The 21,221-nt window shown below is 52.3% G+C and carries 18 protein-coding genes; all 18 read left to right on the top strand.

The window, feature by feature from the left end; all coding sequences use genetic code 11:
* Positions 1 to 16: 16 nt before the first annotated feature.
* A complete protein-coding gene (locus NYR52_RS09320) occupies positions 17 to 994 on the top strand; it encodes a sugar kinase (protein WP_132220748.1) in 978 nt (325 codons plus the stop codon).
* 13 nt (positions 995 to 1,007) lie between these two features.
* Positions 1,008 to 1,667, top strand: a complete 660-nt coding sequence (locus tag NYR52_RS09315; RefSeq protein WP_259435531.1) for a bifunctional 2-keto-4-hydroxyglutarate aldolase/2-keto-3-deoxy-6-phosphogluconate aldolase — start codon at positions 1,008 to 1,010, stop codon at positions 1,665 to 1,667.
* Between the two features lie 473 nt (positions 1,668 to 2,140).
* Positions 2,141 to 3,817: a hypothetical protein gene (locus NYR52_RS09310; RefSeq protein ID WP_259435530.1), complete on the top strand. Its 1,677-nt coding sequence runs from the start codon at positions 2,141 to 2,143 to the stop codon at positions 3,815 to 3,817.
* Positions 3,818 to 3,839: 22 nt separating this feature from the next.
* Positions 3,840 to 5,123, top strand: a complete 1,284-nt coding sequence (locus tag NYR52_RS09305; protein ID WP_259435529.1) for an ABC transporter substrate-binding protein — start codon at positions 3,840 to 3,842, stop codon at positions 5,121 to 5,123.
* A 71-nt stretch (positions 5,124 to 5,194) separates the two neighbouring features.
* Positions 5,195 to 6,112: a carbohydrate ABC transporter permease gene (locus tag NYR52_RS09300; protein ID WP_158283260.1), complete on the top strand. Its 918-nt coding sequence runs from the start codon at positions 5,195 to 5,197 to the stop codon at positions 6,110 to 6,112.
* Positions 6,109 to 6,954 (top strand): carbohydrate ABC transporter permease, encoded by an 846-nt coding sequence (locus NYR52_RS09295; RefSeq protein ID WP_259435528.1) that lies wholly within the window; start codon positions 6,109 to 6,111, stop codon positions 6,952 to 6,954. The genes NYR52_RS09300 and NYR52_RS09295 overlap by 4 nt, the downstream gene beginning before the upstream one ends.
* 12 nt (positions 6,955 to 6,966) lie before the next feature.
* Positions 6,967 to 8,127, top strand: a complete 1,161-nt coding sequence (locus tag NYR52_RS09290; RefSeq protein ID WP_259435527.1) for a Gfo/Idh/MocA family protein — start codon at positions 6,967 to 6,969, stop codon at positions 8,125 to 8,127.
* Positions 8,124 to 9,047 (top strand): Gfo/Idh/MocA family protein, encoded by a 924-nt coding sequence (locus tag NYR52_RS09285; RefSeq protein WP_259435526.1) that lies wholly within the window; start codon positions 8,124 to 8,126, stop codon positions 9,045 to 9,047. Before NYR52_RS09290 ends, NYR52_RS09285 begins: the two co-directional genes overlap by 4 nt.
* Before the next feature lie 35 nt (positions 9,048 to 9,082).
* Positions 9,083 to 10,798: a DUF4091 domain-containing protein gene (locus NYR52_RS09280; protein WP_259435525.1), complete on the top strand. Its 1,716-nt coding sequence runs from the start codon at positions 9,083 to 9,085 to the stop codon at positions 10,796 to 10,798.
* Between the two features lie 17 nt (positions 10,799 to 10,815).
* Positions 10,816 to 11,958 (top strand): GNAT family N-acetyltransferase, encoded by a 1,143-nt coding sequence (locus NYR52_RS09275; RefSeq protein WP_259435524.1) that lies wholly within the window; start codon positions 10,816 to 10,818, stop codon positions 11,956 to 11,958.
* On the top strand, positions 11,958 to 13,766 hold the full coding sequence (locus NYR52_RS09270; RefSeq protein ID WP_259435523.1) for a polysaccharide deacetylase family protein: 1,809 nt from the start codon (positions 11,958 to 11,960) through the stop codon (positions 13,764 to 13,766). The genes NYR52_RS09275 and NYR52_RS09270 overlap by 1 nt, the downstream gene beginning before the upstream one ends.
* Positions 13,759 to 14,997, top strand: coding sequence for a DegT/DnrJ/EryC1/StrS family aminotransferase (locus NYR52_RS09265; RefSeq protein WP_259435522.1), 1,239 nt, complete (start codon positions 13,759 to 13,761; stop codon positions 14,995 to 14,997). Before NYR52_RS09270 ends, NYR52_RS09265 begins: the two co-directional genes overlap by 8 nt.
* Before the next feature lie 22 nt (positions 14,998 to 15,019).
* A complete protein-coding gene (locus tag NYR52_RS09260; RefSeq protein ID WP_259435521.1) occupies positions 15,020 to 15,880 on the top strand; it encodes a sugar phosphate isomerase/epimerase family protein in 861 nt (286 codons plus the stop codon).
* Positions 15,877 to 16,908 carry a Gfo/Idh/MocA family protein gene (locus NYR52_RS09255; RefSeq protein WP_132220724.1) on the top strand — a complete coding sequence of 344 codons (1,032 nt, stop codon included), beginning with the start codon at positions 15,877 to 15,879 and terminating at the stop codon, positions 16,906 to 16,908. Before NYR52_RS09260 ends, NYR52_RS09255 begins: the two co-directional genes overlap by 4 nt.
* Entirely contained in the window at positions 16,905 to 18,146 is a 1,242-nt protein-coding gene (locus NYR52_RS09250) for a neutral/alkaline non-lysosomal ceramidase N-terminal domain-containing protein (protein WP_259435520.1), read from the top strand. Before NYR52_RS09255 ends, NYR52_RS09250 begins: the two co-directional genes overlap by 4 nt.
* A 51-nt stretch (positions 18,147 to 18,197) precedes the next feature.
* On the top strand, positions 18,198 to 19,166 hold the full coding sequence (locus tag NYR52_RS09245; RefSeq protein ID WP_259435519.1) for an ROK family protein: 969 nt from the start codon (positions 18,198 to 18,200) through the stop codon (positions 19,164 to 19,166).
* Positions 19,167 to 19,203: 37 nt separating this feature from the next.
* Positions 19,204 to 20,253 carry an SIS domain-containing protein gene (locus NYR52_RS09240; RefSeq protein WP_259435518.1) on the top strand — a complete coding sequence of 350 codons (1,050 nt, stop codon included), beginning with the start codon at positions 19,204 to 19,206 and terminating at the stop codon, positions 20,251 to 20,253.
* A 94-nt stretch (positions 20,254 to 20,347) separates the two neighbouring features.
* Positions 20,348 to 21,220: a class II fructose-bisphosphate aldolase gene (locus tag NYR52_RS09235; RefSeq protein WP_259435517.1), complete on the top strand. Its 873-nt coding sequence runs from the start codon at positions 20,348 to 20,350 to the stop codon at positions 21,218 to 21,220.
* Position 21,221: the final 1 nt, after the last annotated feature.

The following is a 21,221-nucleotide window of genomic DNA, read 5'->3' as shown; positions in this document are numbered from 1 at the left end:
TTTGAAGGGAGATGTGATGAGCTTGGCTGATCGGCATCCATCTTTTCCGCACGTTGATGTGGTGACGTTTGGTGAAACAATGGGTTTATTTACGCCGATGGGTGGCAAAGGTATTGCCCATTCCACGCTATTTGAAAAATCCTTCGGCGGTGCGGAAAGCAATGTGGCCATCGGCATCGCGCGCTTGGGATATGCAGCGGGCTGGTGCGGCTTGTTAGGGGACGATCCGATCGGGCGCCACATTGGCAAGGTATTGCGGGGTGAGGGGGTTGATGTATCACAAGCCCGTTTTTTAACGGATGCAAACACCGGCCTTATGCTCAGGGAAACGATATCTGAGCGGTCTGCTGTTTATTATTACCGCAAACATTCTGCCGCCAGTTTGATGTCGCCAGCTGATTTGAACGAAGCATATATCACCAACGCCAAAATTTTGCATATCACGGGAATCACGCCCGCGTTGAGCGATTCTTGTCACCAAACGGTGCTTCGCGCAGTTGAGGTGGCCAAATCTCAACAGGTCAAAGTTTGCTTCGACCCTAATGTACGCCTCAAACTTTGGTCTGTGGACCAAGCGCGGCCGATTTTATTGGAGCTTGCGAAAATGGCCGATTATTTTCTCCCCGGGTTGCCGGAATTGCGGTTGCTTTATCAAACGGACGATTTTGCGGAGATTTTGGAACATGTGCAAGCGTTGCCGGGCGCTACGATCATCAAAGGTGGGGCCAATGAAACTTACGTGCACGAGCGCGGAAAAATTACGGTTGTCCCCCATGTCAGAGTTGAGCGACCGACAGATACGGTGGGGGCGGGTGATGGCTTTTGCGCTGGATTCATCGTCGGACTTCTGAAAAACAAAAGCCTAGCGGAATCGGCGCATTTGGGCAATGTGGTTGGAGCCATTGCCGTTGGTTCGCCGGGTGATTGGGAGGCATTGCCTACATGGGAAGAAGTGGAGCAAGTACTTGGTACGCGCAACCATATTGAAAGGTGAGAGGTGGCGGGGAGTGAAGAAGTTGAAAACATTGCAGTCATTGATGGAGGCAGGAGTGGTGGCCGTCGTGCGCGGACGTTCGGCGGAAGAAGCAATCAACATCTCGCGGCATGCGATCAACGGGGGAATCAGAGCGGTCGAAATCGCTATGACTGTCCCGAACGCCTTAAATGCGATTGATTCATTGACAGCAGAGTGTGCCAGTGAGGGTGTCGTGATCGGTGCAGGATCGGTGCTTGATCCGGAGACGGCGCGAGCGGCCATTCTCTGCGGGGCCGAATTCATCGTGTCTCCCGGCTTATATGAAAACACTGTCATCTTGTGCAATCGCTATCGTGTGCCTGTGATTCCTGGAGCGGTCACATTGCGGGAAATGCAAAAAGCGCTGGAGATGGGTGCGGACATAATAAAGTTGTTTCCTGCAAATCAGTTTTCCCCCAGCCTGCTCCGTGCGGTGAAGGGACCATTGCCTCAAGCCAATCTGATGCCGACGGGCGGGATCACCCCTGAGAGAGTGGGAGAGTGGATCGCAGCTGGGGCGACGGCGGTGGGAGTTGGTTCGGAACTGACCAAAGGGATGGCGCCCGGTGGGGATGATGCCGTGATCGCCAAAAGAGCCAGCTTGTTTATGCGTGCGTATAGGGAGGCGAAACAGAACGCGGCCAACCAGTAGAGTAAAGGCGGTGGCCTTGACTGCTTGGAAAATTCATGATATTTTGAAATATATATGGTTGAAATTAACATACAAGTTTTCCCTGTTAACCCTGTTGTTTTTTCATGCGGACATATGCCCTTTGTGCGGTGCAGGCGGACTGGCTGTCAATCGTTGTCCCGGGTTTGCCACCCTGCCCCCGATTTTTGGTTTCCTGGTGTGATGTTCCATCGAAGCCAGACACATGAGATTTGTTCCGACAAACGCATGATCCAACCCATCGTCGAATAGAATGATGTTGGAGTTGTTGCTGTTCCTAGTTATCAGTCTAAAGGCATTTTTCCGTGCAGTTTTATGTTCGGGCTGACATCGGTGCCCAATATATAGCCAGCTTCGTCAAATCCCGAGGGGAACGGAGAATCGGGTGGTTTGTTTGGGTTTCTCAGTGGTTGCTGCGCTTGTACGGTTTAAATCCATTTACAGGGGAGAGCAGAATGAAAAAAGGGATGTACTGGTTGGCCCTGATTGTCATCCTGTGGGGGGCGTTGAACATCGGCCCACCCCCGGTTGTGAAAGCGGAACCTGTGTCCAGCCGCAGTCACATAGACGCCAAACTGTCCGATTATGCGGGATTTGAGCGGGAAGCCACACCACGGGCCGACGGTGTCCGGCATGTGGACACTCCGGCTATGATCAAAAAACTGAAAGAATTAAACGTCAATACGTATTACTATTTGAATTGGTACCAACCGACTGATTGGGATGACTTCAAAGACGAGTTTTTGCCTGCTGCCAAGAAAGCCGGCATCAATGTTGTTTTGTATTTGGTTCCCCCGTCGGAATCGACAGGTAGCCGCAAATCTTACCCATACACAACGGATTATGTGGCGTGGGGGAAAGCGATTGCTGAGCTTTCTGTACAATATGACAATCTCATCGGTTGGGCGATTGATGACTTCAACCATAATCTTGATTTCTTCACGCCAGAATATATGGCGAAGATGAGAGAAGCCTCCACAGTGATTAACCCCAATCTGAAGTTTTTGCCTTCGTTTATGCCCCTCATGTATTTCCCTGCTTTAACAGAAGAATTTCTAAGAACCAGAGGAGACTATATCGATGGTGTGATTGTAGCTTATCGCGATGATCCTTACCGTAACACCTCGGTCTGGTCCACTGAGCAACAACAGATTGATGAAGCTTACCAGTTGTTAAAAAAATATAATTTGCCCCTCGTGTGGATGGTTTACACTTCGTACTTGACCAACACGCCTGGCAACCCATCGGTGGAATATGTTCGCGAAACAGTCCAGACTGCAGTGGACAATCTGCGGAAAGGTAAATTGGCAGGCATTATCACGTATGAATTGGAGAAAGAGTTTATTGCAGAGCCTGACAAGAAGGCGGCTACTGGCAACGGTTATATGAGCTTCTTTGTGCCGTCGGGGGTTTCGACCAAGCCGGGTGATAACGTTTCCGCCAGCCAGGTTATCCATCCGGATGGATCGGGCAACTATGCGCTTTCTTTCCGAACGATGGCCGAAGGTCCCAAATTGGAGGGCTATCACGTTAAGCAACTGTTGATTGATGAGCAGGTGGTGTGGGAGCAGGATGTAGCCCAAAACACCGTGAGCGGCCAGTGGGAAGAGGTGAATCTGGACTTAACCCCTTACCTCACTGGGAAAAAATCGGCGACATTGACCATCCGGTTGTATGAAAAAAACGGGGTTGGAAATTACTGGGATAATGTCGGGTTTGATGACTTCAACGCACGCGGTTTTACGATGAAGAACAGCGGCTTTGAGAAAAAAAGCGGCTGGAACATTTCCAGCAGTTACGCCGGGATGATCGGCGAGAATATCATTTACGACCCCAATCGCCGCGAAAAGGCGTTCCGAGCGGTCGAAGCTGCTTACGTTTCCTATAAATTGCAGGATGAGATCGCCAACGCTGATCTTCGTCATGGGATTAAGCGCAGCCTGTTGAACAAGATGAACCGGGCCATCGACGCCCATTTTTCGGAACGGAATCGTAGTGCTATTCAGTCACTCAGTATCTTATCGCTTGAGATCCGTGCATTGACGGGCATCCATATTCCAAAAGAAACAGCGGCATTGTGGAATGGCAAGATCGAACGATTGGTTCAACTTTATCGCATGAAATTGGAATAAGAGGGCCAAGGGGGAAACAAGGATGAAAATCAGTCGTGCGGCAGCTTGGATCTTGTCCTTCTTGTTGGTTGTGGGGATGACAGGTTGTACTGGCTCCGACCCGGCGGCTGACAATTCCGAACGGATTAAGCTGGAATTTTGGACGATCAACCTGAAGAAAAATTTCTCGGGCTACATCGAGGGTGCCATTCAGGAGTATGAGAGAAACCACCCCAACGTGGATATCCATTGGGTGGATGTTCCCGGGGCGGACATGACCGGAAAGTTGTTCACTGCTTTGTCAAGTGGCAGCGCTCCCGATTTGGTCAATGAGACGAGTGAAGGGTTATCCGTTTTGCAAGGCTATCATGCATTAAGACCGATTTCAGAAGTGGTCGCCAAAGAGAAAATGGCCCCTTATATTGACGGGCTGGTTAAAAGTGTGACCAACCGTAATGGCGAAGTGATGGCCATTCCTTGGTACCATGCGGGGCCGCCAATCGGCTTGATTAACACCGAGCTGTATCAAAAAGCGGGACTTTCGTCCGACAAGCCGGCGCAAACGTGGGATGAACTGTTTGCATATGGCAAACAAATTCATCAACGATTGCCCCATGTCTATGGCTCCAATGACTTGCCTGGGTTGGAAACGTTCGCCACCGAAGGATTGCCGATATTAAGCGCCGATGGGAAGAAGGCTGTATTCAATTCTCCTCAACACATCGCATTTGTGGAAAAATTCATCCAAGCGTACAAGGACGGGGCGATTGCTCCGGGAGCGCTGGTAAAAGATGATCGGCAATTGCAGCAAACCCTTGACAACGGATTGACGGCGCACGTCGGTTTGGCCAGCTCGTTTCAGTTGAACAACATTGAGAAAAACGCGCCCAATGTCCTGTCCAAACTGAAAGTGGTTCCGCCAGTTACCACGACGGGAAAAGTGGCGGTCAAGGATATCCAGCTGTTTGTGATACCAAAGAAAGCAAAACATCCCAAAGAGGCGGCCGACTTTGCCCTATTCTTGACCAGCCCGCAAAAACAGTTGGAATTTTGTAAATTGGTCCCGATCTTCCCTTCGACGGAAGATACGTTGAAAGACCCCTTTTTCACTAATTTTGAGGTGAAAACGATTCAAGACCACGCGCGCAAAATGATGGTTACCTACGCTCCCCACCTCACCTTGACTTACATGGGCCACCCCAAGCAAAAAGAACTGCGTGAGTTTTACCTGGAACAGATCCGGGCGGCCATGCTTGGGAAAAAAACGGTGAAAGATGCACTTGATACAGCAGTCAAGCATTGGAATGAAGCCCTTGCCAAGTCATAGCCGCCCACATGGGCACAGGCGGCGAAGCATTTTTTCGCCGCCCGATTTTCTTCAATGGGGAGAGATGCGATTTGGGCAATGAAACCGTACCAACCGCCGAATATCGCGCATCTAAAAAAAAGAGGAGGAACATTCCCTTACTCCCTTATCTGTTTTTACTTCCGGCGTTGCTATTGTTCTTCACCTTTGACTATTTACCTATTTTCAGTGCGTTTTATTATTCATTCACTGAGTACCACATCTTGTCTCCCGCCGAATGGGTAGGATGGGAGAATTATCGGGCATTGATGCAAGATACGAAGTTTTGGATCGCGGTCAGCAATTCGTTGACATATTTCCTTATCATCGTTCCTTTACTGTTAACGGTGCCTTTATTCCTCGCGATATTGGTCAATCAGAAACTGCGAGGCATCCAATTGTTTCGAGTGGTCTATTATTTGCCTGTGGTCACCTCGATGGTGGCGGTGGCCATCGTATGGAAATATTTATACCATCCCGCCGGCTTGCTTAACGCTGTTTTGCAGGGAATCGGCCTCCAAAAAGAGGCCGTCAACTGGCTTCTAAACCCCGACACTGCCCTCCCTGCCGTCGCTGTGTTGGAAGTTTGGAAATCGCTTGGTTTTTACATGGTGATCTATCTCGCCGGCTTGCAGACGATTTCACAGGAGTTGGTGGAGGCCGCCAAGATGGATGGTGCCGGCAGAGTAAGGGTATTGTGGCATGTCTATTTGCCGCAACTACGACCGACCATTGCCGTGATCCTTGTCTTATCCACGTTGGCTAGCGTACAGATGTTTACCAGCATTTATATCATGACGGGTGGCGGACCATTTGACAGCACGTTGACATTGCCGCTGTACATTTATCAAAAAGCATTTGTGGAGCTGGATATGGGGTATGCGACGGCGATGGGGATGGTGCTCTGGCTCATTTTGATGGTCTTGACGATCATTAATTTCAAGTTGTCCAACGGGGGGCGGGTAGGATGAATGCGGAGCGCAAGCGCATGGGGATTGCCATCGCGCGCAAAGCGTTGATGTATCTGGTGCTTCTTTTGATCGCACTCTTGTTTGTCGGTCCCTTTTTGTGGCTGCTGTCGACAGCGTTCAAATCGAATGCACAGGATGTATTCACATTTCCGCCTGACTTGATCCCGAAACCGCCGGTATGGGATCAGTTTGTGGAGGCTCTGACGGTAATCCCATTCCCGAAATATTTGTTGAATTCTTTCATCCTGATCGTGGTGATGGTGCCTGCCCACCTGTTTTTAACCTCATTGACCGCGTATCCGTTGGCGAGGATGACATTTCCGGGCCGAGATCTGATTTTTTATGCAATTATCGGCACCATGTTTTTTCCGGAAGAAGGCAAACTGGTGCCGTTATTTATCATTACGCAAAAACTGGGGCTCATCGATTCGTGGTGGGGATTGATCATTCCCGGATTGGTGGGCGGATTTTCCATCTTTTTGATGCGGCAAGCGTATCTCAGCATTCCGAAAGAGCTGGAGGAAGCGGCCATTTTGGACGGATGTGGCCCGTTTAGGATGTGGTGGAGCATCATGTTGCCATTGACGAAACCGACACTGGCGGCGTTAAGCGTATTTTCGTTCATATCCGTGTGGAATTCCTTCATCTGGCCGTTAATCGTGTTAAAGAATGATGACTTGTATCCCTTGGCGCTGGGGCTTGCGTATTTGTCGGGCACCTTTGGCGATGATGTGCGAGTCATGGCTGCTGGCACGGTGGTCTCCCTGTTGCCGATCATCGTTTTCTATCTGATGATGCAACGTTATTTCGTTTCCGGCATGCAAGGGGCCATTAAAGGATAGGAGGGAACTGCGGTGCGGTTGGGTGTTATCGGGTATGGACGGCGGATTCGGCACATGGTGGCGGAAATGCGCCGAATCGATCCGGATTGTCGGGTGGTGGCCATCAATGATTTGCAAAACAATGTTATTAAGCAGGAGTTGGGAGAGGAAGCGACAGAGATCGTTTTTTATGACAGTCCGGAAGCAATGGTGCAGGGGGCCGAATTGCATGGCATATTGATCGGCACCCGGTGTTCGCTACATGCGGACATGGCCATCAAAGTCTTGCCGAGGGGGATTCCCCTGTTTTTGGAGAAGCCGGTGGCTACAGATGAGCATGCATTGCTTCGACTCAAACAGAAATACGAGGCGACCGGAACCGAAGTGGTGGTATCCTTCCCACTTCGGGCGGCGCCATTGGTGACATTGGTCAAAGAGATTATCGATTCGGGAAAGATCGGTACGGTGGAGCATGTGCAAGCCGTTAACAATGTGCCCTATGGCGGCGTGTATTATCATCACTGGTACCGCGATGAAAAGGAAACGGGCGGATTGTTTTTGCAAAAAGCGACGCACGATTTTGATTACATCAATTATCTGTTGGGGATGCAGCCGACGCTGATTTGCGCGATGACGTCCAAGCAGGTGTTCAAAGGGAATAAGCCGGCCGGGCTCAAATGCGTTGATTGCGATGAGCAGCATGCATGTCCTGATAGCACAGTAAATATTCGCAGATTGCCCCATGAAACACCAGCCGGTGAATACTGTTGCTTTGCGGTGGATACGGGGAATGAAGATGCAGGAAGCGCGTTGATCCGGTATGAGACCGGGATGCACGTCTCTTATTCACAAAATTTCTTCGCCAGAGGGAAGGCTGGAAGCAGGGGAGCCCGCTTACTGGGCTACAAAGGAACGTTGGAGTTCGACTTCTACACAAATACAGTCAAAGTTTACATGCATCATTCACCAGTGGTTGAGACATACGAAATGACTGAAGAGGCGGGCCACTTCGGTGGAGACGCAGTGCTCGCCCGCAATTTCATCGCGGTGATGAAAGGGGAGGCGAAGTCGATTGCGCCGATGGAAGCCGGATTGCTAAGTGCGTTGATGTGCTTGAGGGCGAGAGAGTCGGCGCTGACCAACGCTTTTTTGCCTATTGGCTGGCCGGAGGATCAAGAAGGGAGCAATTCGTGACGGAAGAGGTGAAAACCTTGAGTGCATTGAGATTGGGCATCATCGGTTTGGATACGTCGCATGTGACGGCGTTTACGAAATTGTTGCATGATCCAAAAGAGCCACATCATGTGCCTGGTGGGCGGGTCGTTGCGGCATATCCTGGTGGGTCCCCTGATTTTGATCTGAGTCGAACACGCGTGGAAGAATATACGCGTCAGCTGGCCGATCAATATGGAGTTGCCATTGTCAGCACGCCTGAAACCGTCGCCGAACAAGTCGATGCCATCTTGTTGGAATCGGTTGATGGGCGGGTGCATTTGGAACAATTTAAAAAAATTGCTCCCTACGGCAAACCGGTGTTCATCGATAAACCATTGGCGCTCACCAGTACCGATGCGGATAAAATCTTTGCTCTCGCCGACCGATATCAGGTGCCGGTATTGAGTTGCTCCGCGCTCCGATACGCGGAAGCGCTGACAACGGCGCTAGCTGAAACGGAACCAGGTGATGTTTACGGAGTGGATTGTTACGGCCCCATGCCGCTTGAACCGACGCAACCCGGCTGGTTCTGGTATGGGATTCACACCGTGGAAATGCTGTTTGCCATCCTGGGCAAAGGATGTGTCCGCGTCACTGCGGCAGGCAACGATGAACAGGATGTGGCGGTAGGGATATGGGAAGATGGACGTATCGGCGTTGTTCGCGGCAACCGCAAGGGAAACAATGGGTTCGGCGCTTTAATCCATCGATGTGGAGGCACGCGCGCCGTGGATGTGAACGCCAGCGCCAAACCGTACTATGCCAGTCTGCTCACGCATATCATGGAGATGTTCACCACAGGGAAACCACCTGTTGATTTCCGGGAAACACGGCAAATCATCCGCTTCATCGAGGCGGTGAATGAAAGCCGCCTGACCGGAGAAACCGTTGCGTTATAACCCCATCTTAGCGCTTGCAGTCTGGAGGGATCGCGTTGCATTTCGGTTTGGCCACGATGTTTCACAAATATGTAAAGGGATCACTCACTTGGGAGGAAGTGCGGCAGGTGACGGCCACTAAACGTCTGGATCTCGCTTGTTGTCGGAGAGATAGCGTTGCTTTCCAAGTGCTCATGGCTGCAGATGAAGCATTTCTGCTCACTACAAGCACCGATCCCCTGTTTTGGAAAGGCGGTCCGCTCACCATTGTGCGGTTGGAAATTGACACGGATGCGCCGGTGCGGACGGAAGTCCGTTTGATCGGATTGATTGAGGATGATGATGGGTGTTTGAAATCGGACGTGTTGCTGGAGCAAAGTACGGTGTTTGTAGAACGTCGGCATTTGCAACAAGTGTGGGTGGAGTGCGAAACGACCGATGCCAGCCAGCCAGGTGTGTATAGCGGCATGGTGCGAATATATGCTCGCACGTTGTTTGAAGATGAGCGGCTGTTGGGTGAGTGCCCGTTTTCCCTTACCATCAAAGATTACTTGTTGCCGGAACCATCGCAATACCGGTTTTATCTCGATTTGTGGCAGCACAACTCCAACATCGCCAGAAAGTACGACGTCCGTCTGTGGTCTGACGAACATTTTGCAATTCTTGACCGTTATCTGCACAGTTTGGCGCAATTGGGGCAAAAAGCGGTGTCCGTGGTGGTGTCGGAAATTCCGTGGTCGGGACAACACAGTCATCGTGATCCGGAACCTGCCGATTTGTTCGAATACAGCATGGTTCGGGTCACTCGGCGCGGGGACGGCCAGTTTGTATATGATTTTTCTGCCATGGACCGCTATGTAGCTCTGGCGGAACGATATGGGATTGCAGAGGAGATCGAATTATTCGGATTGTTGAACATCTGGCAGGACCCCGAGGCGGGTTATGGGTCTGTCATCGCGGATCATCCCGATGGTGTCCGCATTCGCTATTATGACAGCGGGTCGGGTACATTTCGCTTTATGCGCCGGAGAGAGGATTTCGACGCCTACGTGCGGGCGTTGCAAGCGCATTTCATCGAAAAAGGTTGGATTGACCGCGTCCGCGTTCTTGCTGATGAGCCAAAAGAGTTTGCCGTGTTTAAAGAGAGAGTGTCTGCTTTGCGGCAAGTCGCTCCCTGTTTTCGTTATAAGATTGCCATCGCTCAAACGGCATTTCTCCACCACAATCTTTCCGAAATCCATGATTATGTTCCCATCTTGCAATGTGTGGCCGCCGAGTATGAGCAGCTGCTGGAACGAAAACCGCAAATCCCCGGAAAGTTGTTGTATTATGTTTGTTGTCACCCCGACTTTCCCAACACGTTCATCGGGTCGCCGCCGGTGGAGTGCCGACTGATTCCATGGCTAGCAGAAAAGTGGAAGTTGGACGGCTTTTTGCGTTGGAATTACACGGTTTGGCCGGAGCGCCCCTTGGAAAAGTTGTCATATCGGGCGCCGGTTTGGAAAGCGGGAGACATGAATTTTGTTTATCCGGGGGCTACCGGAAAACCGTTGTTGTCGCTTCGATACAAATGGTTGCAACGGGGAATCCGGGATTATGAATTGATGCAGCTGTTAAAGGAGTCGGGGCAGTCGGATCAGGTGGAGCGAGCATTGAACAGGGTGTTTCTGTTTCAGGATGCAAGCGAGTTCTGTCCCGAAGCGAAAAAGAGGCGCGCCGAACTATACAGTTTAAATCCAGCTGACTATGATCGATTGATTCTCGAATTGTGAGAAAGGGGAGCATGCCCATGGTCGATGTCCGTTTGTTGCATGCTGATGAATTAAAGACAGCTGTTCGGCTTTCTGACGAAACGTTTCGCACGTCTAGCCAGCCTTCAATGGCGCAGGCTTTTCCCCATGTATTTTCATCTAGTCTGGGCCAGTCATACGGCGCGTTCGCGGATGGCGGGCTTGTTTCATTTGTAGGCTTGGTGCCGAGCATTGTGCGCATCGGTAGCGCCCGGTTGAATGTGTTTTCGGTCGGTTCGGTTTGCACTCATCCTGACTATCGCGGAAAAGGGATTGCCGGAATGATTCTGCGGCGCATCTTGGCTCATATCGACGAAGCGGAAGCTTCTTTATTGCTGGTGTCCGGCTATGGGCCGTTGTATGAGCGGATAGATTGTTTCCGATTTGGCACGGCTACCCGTTTCATGATCGGATCGGATTCAGCATCGGAGATTGGCCGGAACGTCTCGGCGGATGCGGAGGTGCATCTGAGGGAGTTAGAGCCGACGGATTGGTTTAAGGTGACGGAATTGGCGCGGAAGAGAGAAGTCAGATTTGAGCAGAGTGTTTGGGATATAGCCGCCCTGATGCAGGCAGAAGCGAATGCCAGTTGCATGAACTTGCGTCACCGCGTGTTGATTGCTGAAGTCGAAGGGCAGGTTAAAGCCTTTGCGGTAGTGGCTGTGCCTGCGGACGAGGGAGCGGCAACGCCTGCCCTGGCCATCGAATGGGCAGGGGAACCGCACTTGGTCGCGCTTGCGTTGGCGCATGCTGTTAAGCGTTATCGGCTTGAGCGCTTGGACGCTCCGGTTTTATGGCATGAGACGGAGTTGGCACAAGCCTTGGCGCCTGCGGAACAATGTGCTGAGCAAAATCTGGGAACCGTGCGCATCGTCCATCCGGAAAGGCTGATGCAGCAACTGCGCCCATATCTGCAGGAGAAACACCAGCGCCTGGGCACCGGTTTGGAAGTGCGGGCTTTGCCAAATGGCCGCGCGGAACTGCGTCTTGATGGGGAGACGGTCATCTTGGATGCACAGGCGTTTGTGTCGTTGCTGTTTGATCCGGCCCCTCACACGAATCACCTTCAGGGTTCGTTCTCTGTTTTGAAAGAATTGTTTCCGATTCCGTTTCCCTATGCCGGTGGATTAAATTATGTCTGATGGCGGATTTGAGTGACTTTTCCAAATGGAATGAGAAGGTGGATTTGGCGATGAAGATGGCCCGAGTGGGTGTGTTGTTGGATCGGAAAGCAGCTCTTAGAAGATGGGACAATGGATTAAATGTGTTTCAAGTCTATCTTGGCGAAATATTGTCCCATGCCGGCATTCCGTTTGAATGGATTGATGATGTCGAGCAGTTGACAGAGCGGGCATTTGATGTGTTGTTGGTGGCGTTAGACCGAAAAGAGGAGAAGGCGGTAACGCCGATTTGGCGCTTTGCGGAGCAAGGGGGGATCGTGATTGCCTATGGGGGGCTGTCCTCTTTGGCGGGTCGGCTCGGATTTGCCGACAGGGGCTCCGTTGGCAAAGGGTATGCGTGGTTGCCTATGCACGTTGGCGTATCGCATCCGCTCAGGTACTTGCGGGCTACTCCCTGGATCGCGATGTCGGAAGACGGGCCTCCTTATAGCGCGATTGGCCAGATTCACTCGGAGCATCCGCAGGGAGCCAGCCTTGGTTCTGCTTTGCTTCAATTCGATGTGGGAAAAGGGATCATTGATCGCTGGGCGGTTGATATAGCGGAAACCGTCGTCGGTTTGCAGCAAGGTGCCGAGCCGGTGATAGAAGATGGGATTCCGGCGCTGGATGGCACTGGTTCCATTGATGATGGCATGTTGAAAGCAGACGATGGCATGGCGATGGATTGGGAATTGGATCGCTTGACAACGGAGACCGCTACCCCCTATTTTGCACATCCTTATGCTGATTGGTGGCGAGAAGTGTTGATTGGCCATCTGCTAAACAGGGTGGTCGACAGGGGATTGACGTTGCCTTTTGTTGGTTATTGGCCCGCAGGCATAGAGCAAGTGGCTATGATTTCTCTCGATAGCGATTTGAATGTGAATGAATCGGCCGAAACGACGCTGGCGGTGTTGCGGGAACACGGTGTCAAAGCTACTTGGTGCATGATGGAACCGGGATATGACTCTCACATTTATCCACGGGTATTGGCCGAGGGACATGAGTTGGCTTTCCATTACAATGCAGTGGAGCATGACCGGGGAAAGTGGGGGGAAGCGGAATTCCAGCGCCAATTGCAGTGGCTAAAAAAGGCAACTGGCTTGACAGAAATCCATTCCAACAAAAATCACTATACTCGATTTGAAGGCTGGGGCGAATTGTTTCGGTGGTGTGAAACCCATGGCATAGCGTCAGACCAAACGAGGGGGCCGAGCAAAAAAGGAAATGTCGGCTTTTTGTTTGGCACATGCCACCCTTACTTTCCGATCTCATGGGCGGATGAGAAAAACCGTCTATATGATGTGTTGGAAGTCGGTTTTTTGACTCAGGACTTGAATCATCCCCGGTTAGCTGACATGAGTGTGACTGTCCCGTTTCTTGAACGGGTTCGCCAGGTGCGAGGGGTGGCCCATTTTCTGTTTCACCAGGTTCACATCCACAATCAACCCTCGGTGCGTAAGGCGTTGCGAAATGTCGTGCATGAAGCCAAACGTCGGGGATTCGTCTTCTGGACCGGCAAACAGATCAGTGAATGGGAGCGGACTCGTCGCACTGTGCGCGTCGTAGGAATGAACGAGGATGGAACGGTACAGCTGACCAGTGGCAAAGACGTGGCTGATTTGGTCGTGTGGGTGCCGGTTCCACGGGGCCAGCGCCACCTGTCAGCAGAAACGATGGCACGTCCGTTTGGGGTTTCCTGTATCAAAAAGGTGGTGTCAGTGAACAAAGCCGAGGAGGATCGCGGGGGTAAGCAAGGAAAATGGGCGGGAGGGATGCGGCATGGATGAACGTCGGTTGGCGATTCATGGTGGACCGAAAGTGAAAACGACGCCGTTTGGCACGGGGAAACGCTTTGGCGAGGAAGAGGCAAGAGAATTGTTGGAAGCGCTGGAGCAAAATACGCTTTTTTACCATCATGGAAAAAAAGTGAAACAATTTTTGCGGGATTTCAATGATCTATATGGTGTGGATTACAGTGTAGCCGTTTCTTCCGGCACGGCCGCCATTCATGTCGCTTTGGGGGCGGCCGGGGTGACGGTGGGTGATGAAGTGATCACCAGCCCGATCACTGACCAAGGCACCTTGATCGGCATCCTTTATCAAAATGCAATTCCCGTTTTTGCCGACTTGCATCCCCATACTTACAACATGGATCCTGCGTCGATCGAGTCCCGCATCACCCCGCGAACCAAGGCCATCCTGGTCGTGCATCTGGCGGGGAATCCCTGCGACATGGATGCGATCATGTCCATCGCCCGCAGGCATGATCTGAAGGTGATTGAAGATTGTGCCCAAAGCTACCTGTGCCGATACAAAGGTCGATTGGTCGGTACGATTGGCGACTATGGCTGTTTCAGTACCAATGACTTTAAGCATATCTCCACCGGGGATGGCGGAATCGTAACAGTCAATTCGGGGGACGAAGAGGAGTATCGCCTGGTTCATGCTTTTGCCGATAAGAATTATCAGCGGTTGCAGGGGCAAGTGCGACGGGAACTTTCTTATTTGGCTCCCAACTATCGGATGACCGAACTACAAGGTGCGGTCGGCGTAGCCCAATTGAAAAAACTGCGGCAGATTTGTGAAACACGGAGACGCTACGGGGATCGCATCACGGAAGGCATCAGCGGACTCCCAGGTATTCAGCCGCATCAGGTATATGAAGGAGGAACATGCTCTTATTGGTTTTACATGTTTCGCCTTGATTTGGATGCGCTCACATGCAGTCGTGCGGAATTTTCCGAAGCGCTGGCGGCTGAGGGCATTCCCAACCAACCGGGATATATTCCGGAAGTCGTATATTTGCAACCGCTCTTTCAAAAGCGACAAGCGTATTTGAACAGCCATTTCCCATTTGACTTGTCGGATGTTACTTATCCGCGAGGCTTGTGTCCGACAGCGGAACAAATCTTGCAGACAGCGGTGCGCATTGGGGTGAGCGAGTTTTTCAATGAGCAGGATATTGAGGACATTATCCAAGGTATCCGCAAAGTGACTGCGCATTTCCAAAAAACATGATGAGAGAAAGGGGGTGGCGTGCATGCTCAAACGGTTGGGTGTGGTGACCGACGAAGTGTCGAGTGACTTGACTGAAGCGTTGGATTGGGTCGCAGACCAGGGGTTGTCGCATGTGGAAATCCGTATGGTGAACGGAAAAAATGTTGTACATTTGACCGATCACGAGATCGCGTGGGTGTACGAAGCGGTGGTGAAGCGTGGCTTGTTTGTGTCGACAATCGCTTCCCCGTTGTTCAAATGCGCCCTTGATCCGTCACGCCCGGTGGCTTCTGGGGACAGGTTCGGCCAACCTGAAGAGGATATAGCTACACACTTCGCTATGTTGCACCGCACGATCCAGATAGCCAACATGTTGCAAACGAGAAATATCCGCCTGTTTTCGTTCTGGCGGGAACGGGAACCACGGCGGTATCAAGCGGAGATTGTCGGTCATTTGCGACAGGCAGCCGCAATAGCGGAACAAGAACGGATGTTGCTTTTGCTGGAAAATGAACCGTCTTGCAATGGTGGATATGCCGAAGAAGTAGCCAGTCTTGTAGAAGAAGTCGATTCTCCTGCCCTCCGGGTGCTGTGGGATCCCGGCAATGAAGAGTACGGGGGTCGCCCTGCTTTTCCGGAAGGGTACAGATGGGTGAAGGATTGGCTTGGCCATGTGCATTTGAAAGACGCGTTGGTCGACGACCACGGTAAACCGCAATGTGTGCCGATTGGCCTTGGCCGAGTGCGCATGCTAGAACAGTTGCAAGCGCTAGAAGCCGATGGGTACAAAGGATACTACACCATTGAGACGCACTACATTCCGCCGGGCGGAACCGCAAAAGATGGCACGCAACAGTCGTTAAGAGGGTTGCAAAAGCTCCTGAAGGAGGCGGAGTGGTTGTGAAAACCTGGGGGTTTGCCTTGATTGGTTGCGGGGCGATCGCCGAGTTCCACCTGCAAGCGATCCGCAAGATAAAAGGGACCCGGCTGGTAGCAGTCGCCAGCCGGGATGAGCGGAAAGCACGTGCTGTCGGTGAGCGTGAAGGATGCAAATGGACAACGGATTACCGTACATTGTTGCGCAATAAGGAAGTGGACATCGTTTGCGTGACGACCAGCAGTGGTAGCCACGGCGCCATCGGCTTGGAGGCGCTACAGGCGGGAAAACATGTGGTGGTAGAAAAACCGCTTGCGATGAGCGCGGTGGAGGCGGATCGCCTGATCCAAGCGGCAGAAGCAAACGGTCTTTATTTGACGGTGGTGTCACAACGTCGCTTTGAACCGCAACACCAATTGGTCAAACGCGTCTTGGACAGCGGGGGGATCGGTAAATTGCTGATGGTGGAAGTGGCCTGTCCATTTTATCGCCCACAAGCGTATTATGACAGTGCAAAGTGGCGGGGGACGTTGGCCGAAGACGGCGGGGCGCTGATGAACCAGGGCATTCATTCCATCGATTTGATGTTATGGTTGGCTGGCCCGGTTCGGTCGGTTTTCGGCAAAACAGCCACCCAGACGCACCGTATGGAGGCAGAGGATATGGGCTTGGCTGTACTCACGTTTGCCAATGGAGCATTTGGCACACTTCTCTCTTCCACCAGTATTCGGCCGGGCTTTGCACCCACTCTCTCTTTTTATGGGGAAAGCGGCACCATCAAATTGGAAGGGATGGCGATCACACATTGGAGCGTTCCCGACATGCCACGGCCGCAACTTGACGGGGGGCGTGGCGACGGAGCGGGTGTCACTGATCCACGTGCCATCCCATCTGAATATCATCAATTGCAACTAACCGACTTTGTGAACGCATTGGCTGAAGGAAGATCCCCTGCTGTTGCTGCCCGTGAAGGAAGAGATGCAGTACGGTTGATTGAGGCAATTTACCAGTCCAATGCATCGGGTAAGGAAATACACTTGGGGGATGACACATGACACCGGCATTGGCATTGGGAACGGCCAAGGTTGACATCACCCCGACTTGGCCGGTGCCATTGGCGGGATTTGAAGGGCGGGTAGGGAAATGTCGTGGTGTATCTTTGCCATTGCGCGCCCGAATGTTGTTTTTTGAACAGCGGAACGACGCCGGGCAAACACAGTCGGCGTTGCTTGTGTCGGCTGATCTGATCTGGTGGGGGCCAGAATTGGTTGAGAGTTTGCGCCGCCGCTTGGCGAAGAGATGGGGGATCGAGGCGCCGTTTTTCATCCTGCATGCAACACACACCCATTCGGGGCCACAGACAACCCACCGTTTTTCTCCCGCATTGGGAGAAGCCGATCCAGGGTATCTAACATGGTTGGAAGAGAGACTGCTTCAGGGGATTGCATTGGCTACTGCCAATGTGGAGCCGGTGGTAGTGGAGCGGGGAAAGGGCGCCTGCCGCTTCAGTATCCACCGTCGCAAATGGGTTGCCGGAAAGATTGAGATGGCGCCCCATCCCGACGGACCCGTCGATCCGGAAGTGCATGTGGTGCGTTTCCGCACGAAAGCGAACCAAACCAAAGCGTTGCTCGTCCATTATACTTGCCACCCCACGACCACGGATGAGCCGCTCGTTTCGTCCGAGTATCCCGGCGCGGCTATGGCACTGCTTGAAAGCCGTTTGGATTCGGGGGCAGTGGCCGCATTTTTACAGGGATGTTGTGGTGATGTTCGGCCTGCATTGGTCAAAGAGGGGCGGTTTTATAGAGGCGGTGAGCGGGATGTTTACCAGCTGGGCAAGTTGCTCGCGGAGGAAGTGACCCGGGTCTTAAACCAACCAATGGAAACATTGGCTCCATGTCGTTTGATCGGGAGAATGACGCATGTCCCGTTGCCTTTCCAATCATTGCTGGTCCGGAATGAGTTAGCGAGGGATGAACCTTGGCATCATTTGCCTCCCATCCCGTTGGAGATGGCTTGGTTGAAGCTGTGCGAGGGGCTGTCGTTGCTGATGATGAATGCGGAGATGGTGGTCGAATATGGATTGTTCATCAAACAACGATTTGCGGGGGCTGTGTTGCCCGTGCCTTATAGCAACGGCATGATCGGATATGTGCCCACGCAACGCCAGGTGGCCGAAGGCGGTTATGAGGCGCGGGAGTCGATCGTTTATTTCTGTCTGCCTGCTCCGTTCAAAGCCACCATCGAAACGGCCATCCATGAAGCGATCAACCGGTTGATCAATCAGTGATCACTTCTTGCAGATGGTGCGGCGATTGTCGTGAAACGGGGGCGAATCATCATGAAATATCTGGTGGGAATTGATGTGGGTGGCACCAACATCGTATGTGGGCTGTTGGATGGTGAAGGTCGTCTGCTTGAAAAAATCAAGCGGCCAACCGAAGCCTATCTTGGCAGTGATCATGTGCTGGAGGTGATCGCCCAGACGGTGAGGACACTGATTTCATCTCGAAATACGGATACCAGTCAAGTGTTGGCCGTGGGAGTGGGGAGTCCCGGACTCGTTGATCCGGAACAGGGGATTACCCTATTTGCTGGAAACCTCGGTTGGCACCGTGTGGAAGTGGCCAAACAGTTGGGCGAAAAACTGAATCTTCCGGTTTTTGCTGACAATGATGTGCGGATGTATGTGTTTGGCGAAGCGATCACGGGTGCCGGCAAGGGATATGACCATGTGCTGGGAATCACGCTTGGCACGGGGGTAGGTGCGGCAGTGATCGTCCGGGGTCAAGTCTATTATGGCGGCGGTTTTATGGCTGGCGAACTCGGACACATGAGGATGGAGGGGGAACAGGCTGCTTGTGCTTGTGGCATGCAGGGGTGTTTGGAGACGGTCGCTTCGGCCACGGGCATTGTCAGGCAGGTGCGCGAAGCTGTTGCCCAGGGGGAACAGAGTGTTTTAGGTACTTGGTTTCCCACTGCCAATCTGTCGGGATTAAAGGCGGCCGACGTCTCCAAAGCGTATGACGCCGGTGACCGGGTGGCGCAGGAAGTGCTGGATCACACCGGCAGGGTGTTGGGCCGGGCTTTAGCATACGCCGTGACACTGTTCAGTCCGGACGTAGTCGTGATTGGCGGGGGAGTGGCCGAAGCGGGAGAGCGGTTGCTTGCGCCGATGCGGGAAGAATTGCAACGATCCGTTTATCAAGGATATTGGTCGCGCCTTGCGATACGCACGGCCTATTGGCCGGATGATGCGGGGGTGATCGGCAGCGCGCTTTACGCCAAGCAAAAAATGGAGGAGGCGTGACGGCACATCACTTAATTGAGAAAAGAGGAGGAGACGGATGGTGCAAACACACACCTACCGGGAAATCAAACAACAGCCAGAGACTTGGCGGGAGACGATCGAATTAGTGCTTTCCAAAGCGGCGGAGTTGAAACAACTCTTTAACAATCTCCATCCGGATGAAGTATTGTTCACTGGATGCGGAACGTCTTATTACATTGCGATGACCGCGGCATCGACATTTCAGGAAAAAACGGGAATTTCCGCTAAGGCGGTACCTGCTTCGGAAGTTTTCCTCAATCCCGGTGCCGTTTTTAGTAAGAACAAACGGACGGTGTTGATTGGTTCCTCCCGTTCGGGAAACACCACGGAGGTTGTTCGAGCAGTTGCCTTTGCCCAGCAAAACAAACTGGCACATTGCCTCGGGATTACCACCCGACCAGATAGTGAGTTAGCCCGCATAGCAGATGAAGTGATCAGCTTGCCTCACTCCCAGGAGAAAAGTGTGGTCATGACTGGCTCATTTACAAATCTGTTGCTTGTTTCACAGTTGCTTGCGGGTATCCTGTCTGCGGACGAAGGTTTTTTGACGGAATTGTCATGCTTGCCCGACATCGGTGCGTCGGTTATCGCCCGTGTCGAACCAACCGCAGAATCAGTGGCGGCGGATGAAGCGTATGGTCATTTTATTTATCTGGGTCTTGGCGCATATCTGGGTTTGGCCTATGAAGGGATGTTGAAGTTAAAGGAGATGACGCAACTGTACGCTGAAGCGTTTAACCCGCTTGAATTTCGCCACGGCCCGATTTCGGTACTGGACGGGCAATGTCGGGTTCTTCTGTTGAGTAATGGGGCGATTCGCTCATATGAGCGAGCGTTGGTGGATGATATGCGGAAGTTTGGAGCTGACGCGGTGGTGTTGGGCGATGGATTGGATGATTTCCATTGCAACGTGAAAATTGCATTGGACAGCGGTTTGGGCGATCTCAGCCGGAGTCTGTTGTATTTGCCATTTTTGCAACTGTTTGCTTATTACCGTACGTTGAAGATGGGCTTAAATCCTGACTCACCGCGTAATCTGGAGCAAGTGGTTGTGCTGGATGAGTAGGTCTTGTTATCTATTCGCTTGGCAGGGGTGCAAGACAACTGCTTTTCCAGTCAGTTGAGGCAATGGGCGGAATGGATGAGGAGGGGATGTCGCCATGCCATTGGTAACTTCAAAAGCCATGCTGGAAGATGCATATCGCCATCATTACGCTGTTGTGGGATTTGCCATCCATAATCTGGAGGTTATGAAGGCTGTGACCGAAGCGGCGGAAGAGCTGGAGGCCCCTGTCATTTTCCAGACAACCCCACGGACGATTCACTATGTTGGGCTGGATTATATGGTGTCGATGGCAAAGGTGGCCGCACAGTCTGCCAAGGTACCGATTGCGTTGCACTTGGATCACGGAGACAGCGTGGAGACGGTAGTCCGATGCTTACGTGCTGGATATACGTCATTGATGATTGATGGCTCTCATCTTCCATTTCAAGAGAATGTGGCGCTGGTCAAACGGGTTGTGGAGATCGCCCATGCCGTTGGCGTGCCCGTGGAAGCGGAGTTGGGTACCATTGGCGGAGCCGAGGAGGTAGGTTCTGTCGGTGAAGCGGAAGCCACTTATACGGACCCCGCTTTGGCGGAAGAGTTTGTTGCCCGAACCGGAATTGATTTTTTGGCTCCGGCGTTCGGCACGGCGCATGGCGTTTACAAAGGCGAGCCTCAACTGGATTTCGCCAGGTTGCAAGCGATCTCTCGGCGCGTCGCCATCCCGCTGGTCATGCATGGAGCGTCAGGTTTGCCGGATGATGGGGTGCGGCGGTCGGTGCAATGTGGTGTCAGCAAGGTGAATATTTCTACTGAGCTGAAATTGCCGTTTGCCGAAGCATTGCGAGACTACTTGCTTGCACATCCGAATGAGGCCGACCCCCGCCGCTACTTCCTTACAGCGCGGGAAGCGGTCAAACAAGCAGCCAAGAGAAAAATCCTGCTGGCGCAACAAAGCAAAGGGGAAGCCAACGATTCGTCGACGTAAG

Source organism: Laceyella sacchari (assembly GCF_024927925.1).
Lineage (GTDB): Bacteria > Bacillota > Bacilli > Thermoactinomycetales > Thermoactinomycetaceae > Laceyella > Laceyella sacchari.
Note: the sequence above shows the minus strand (reverse complement) of the source record. Positions and strands in the feature narration are given on the sequence as shown.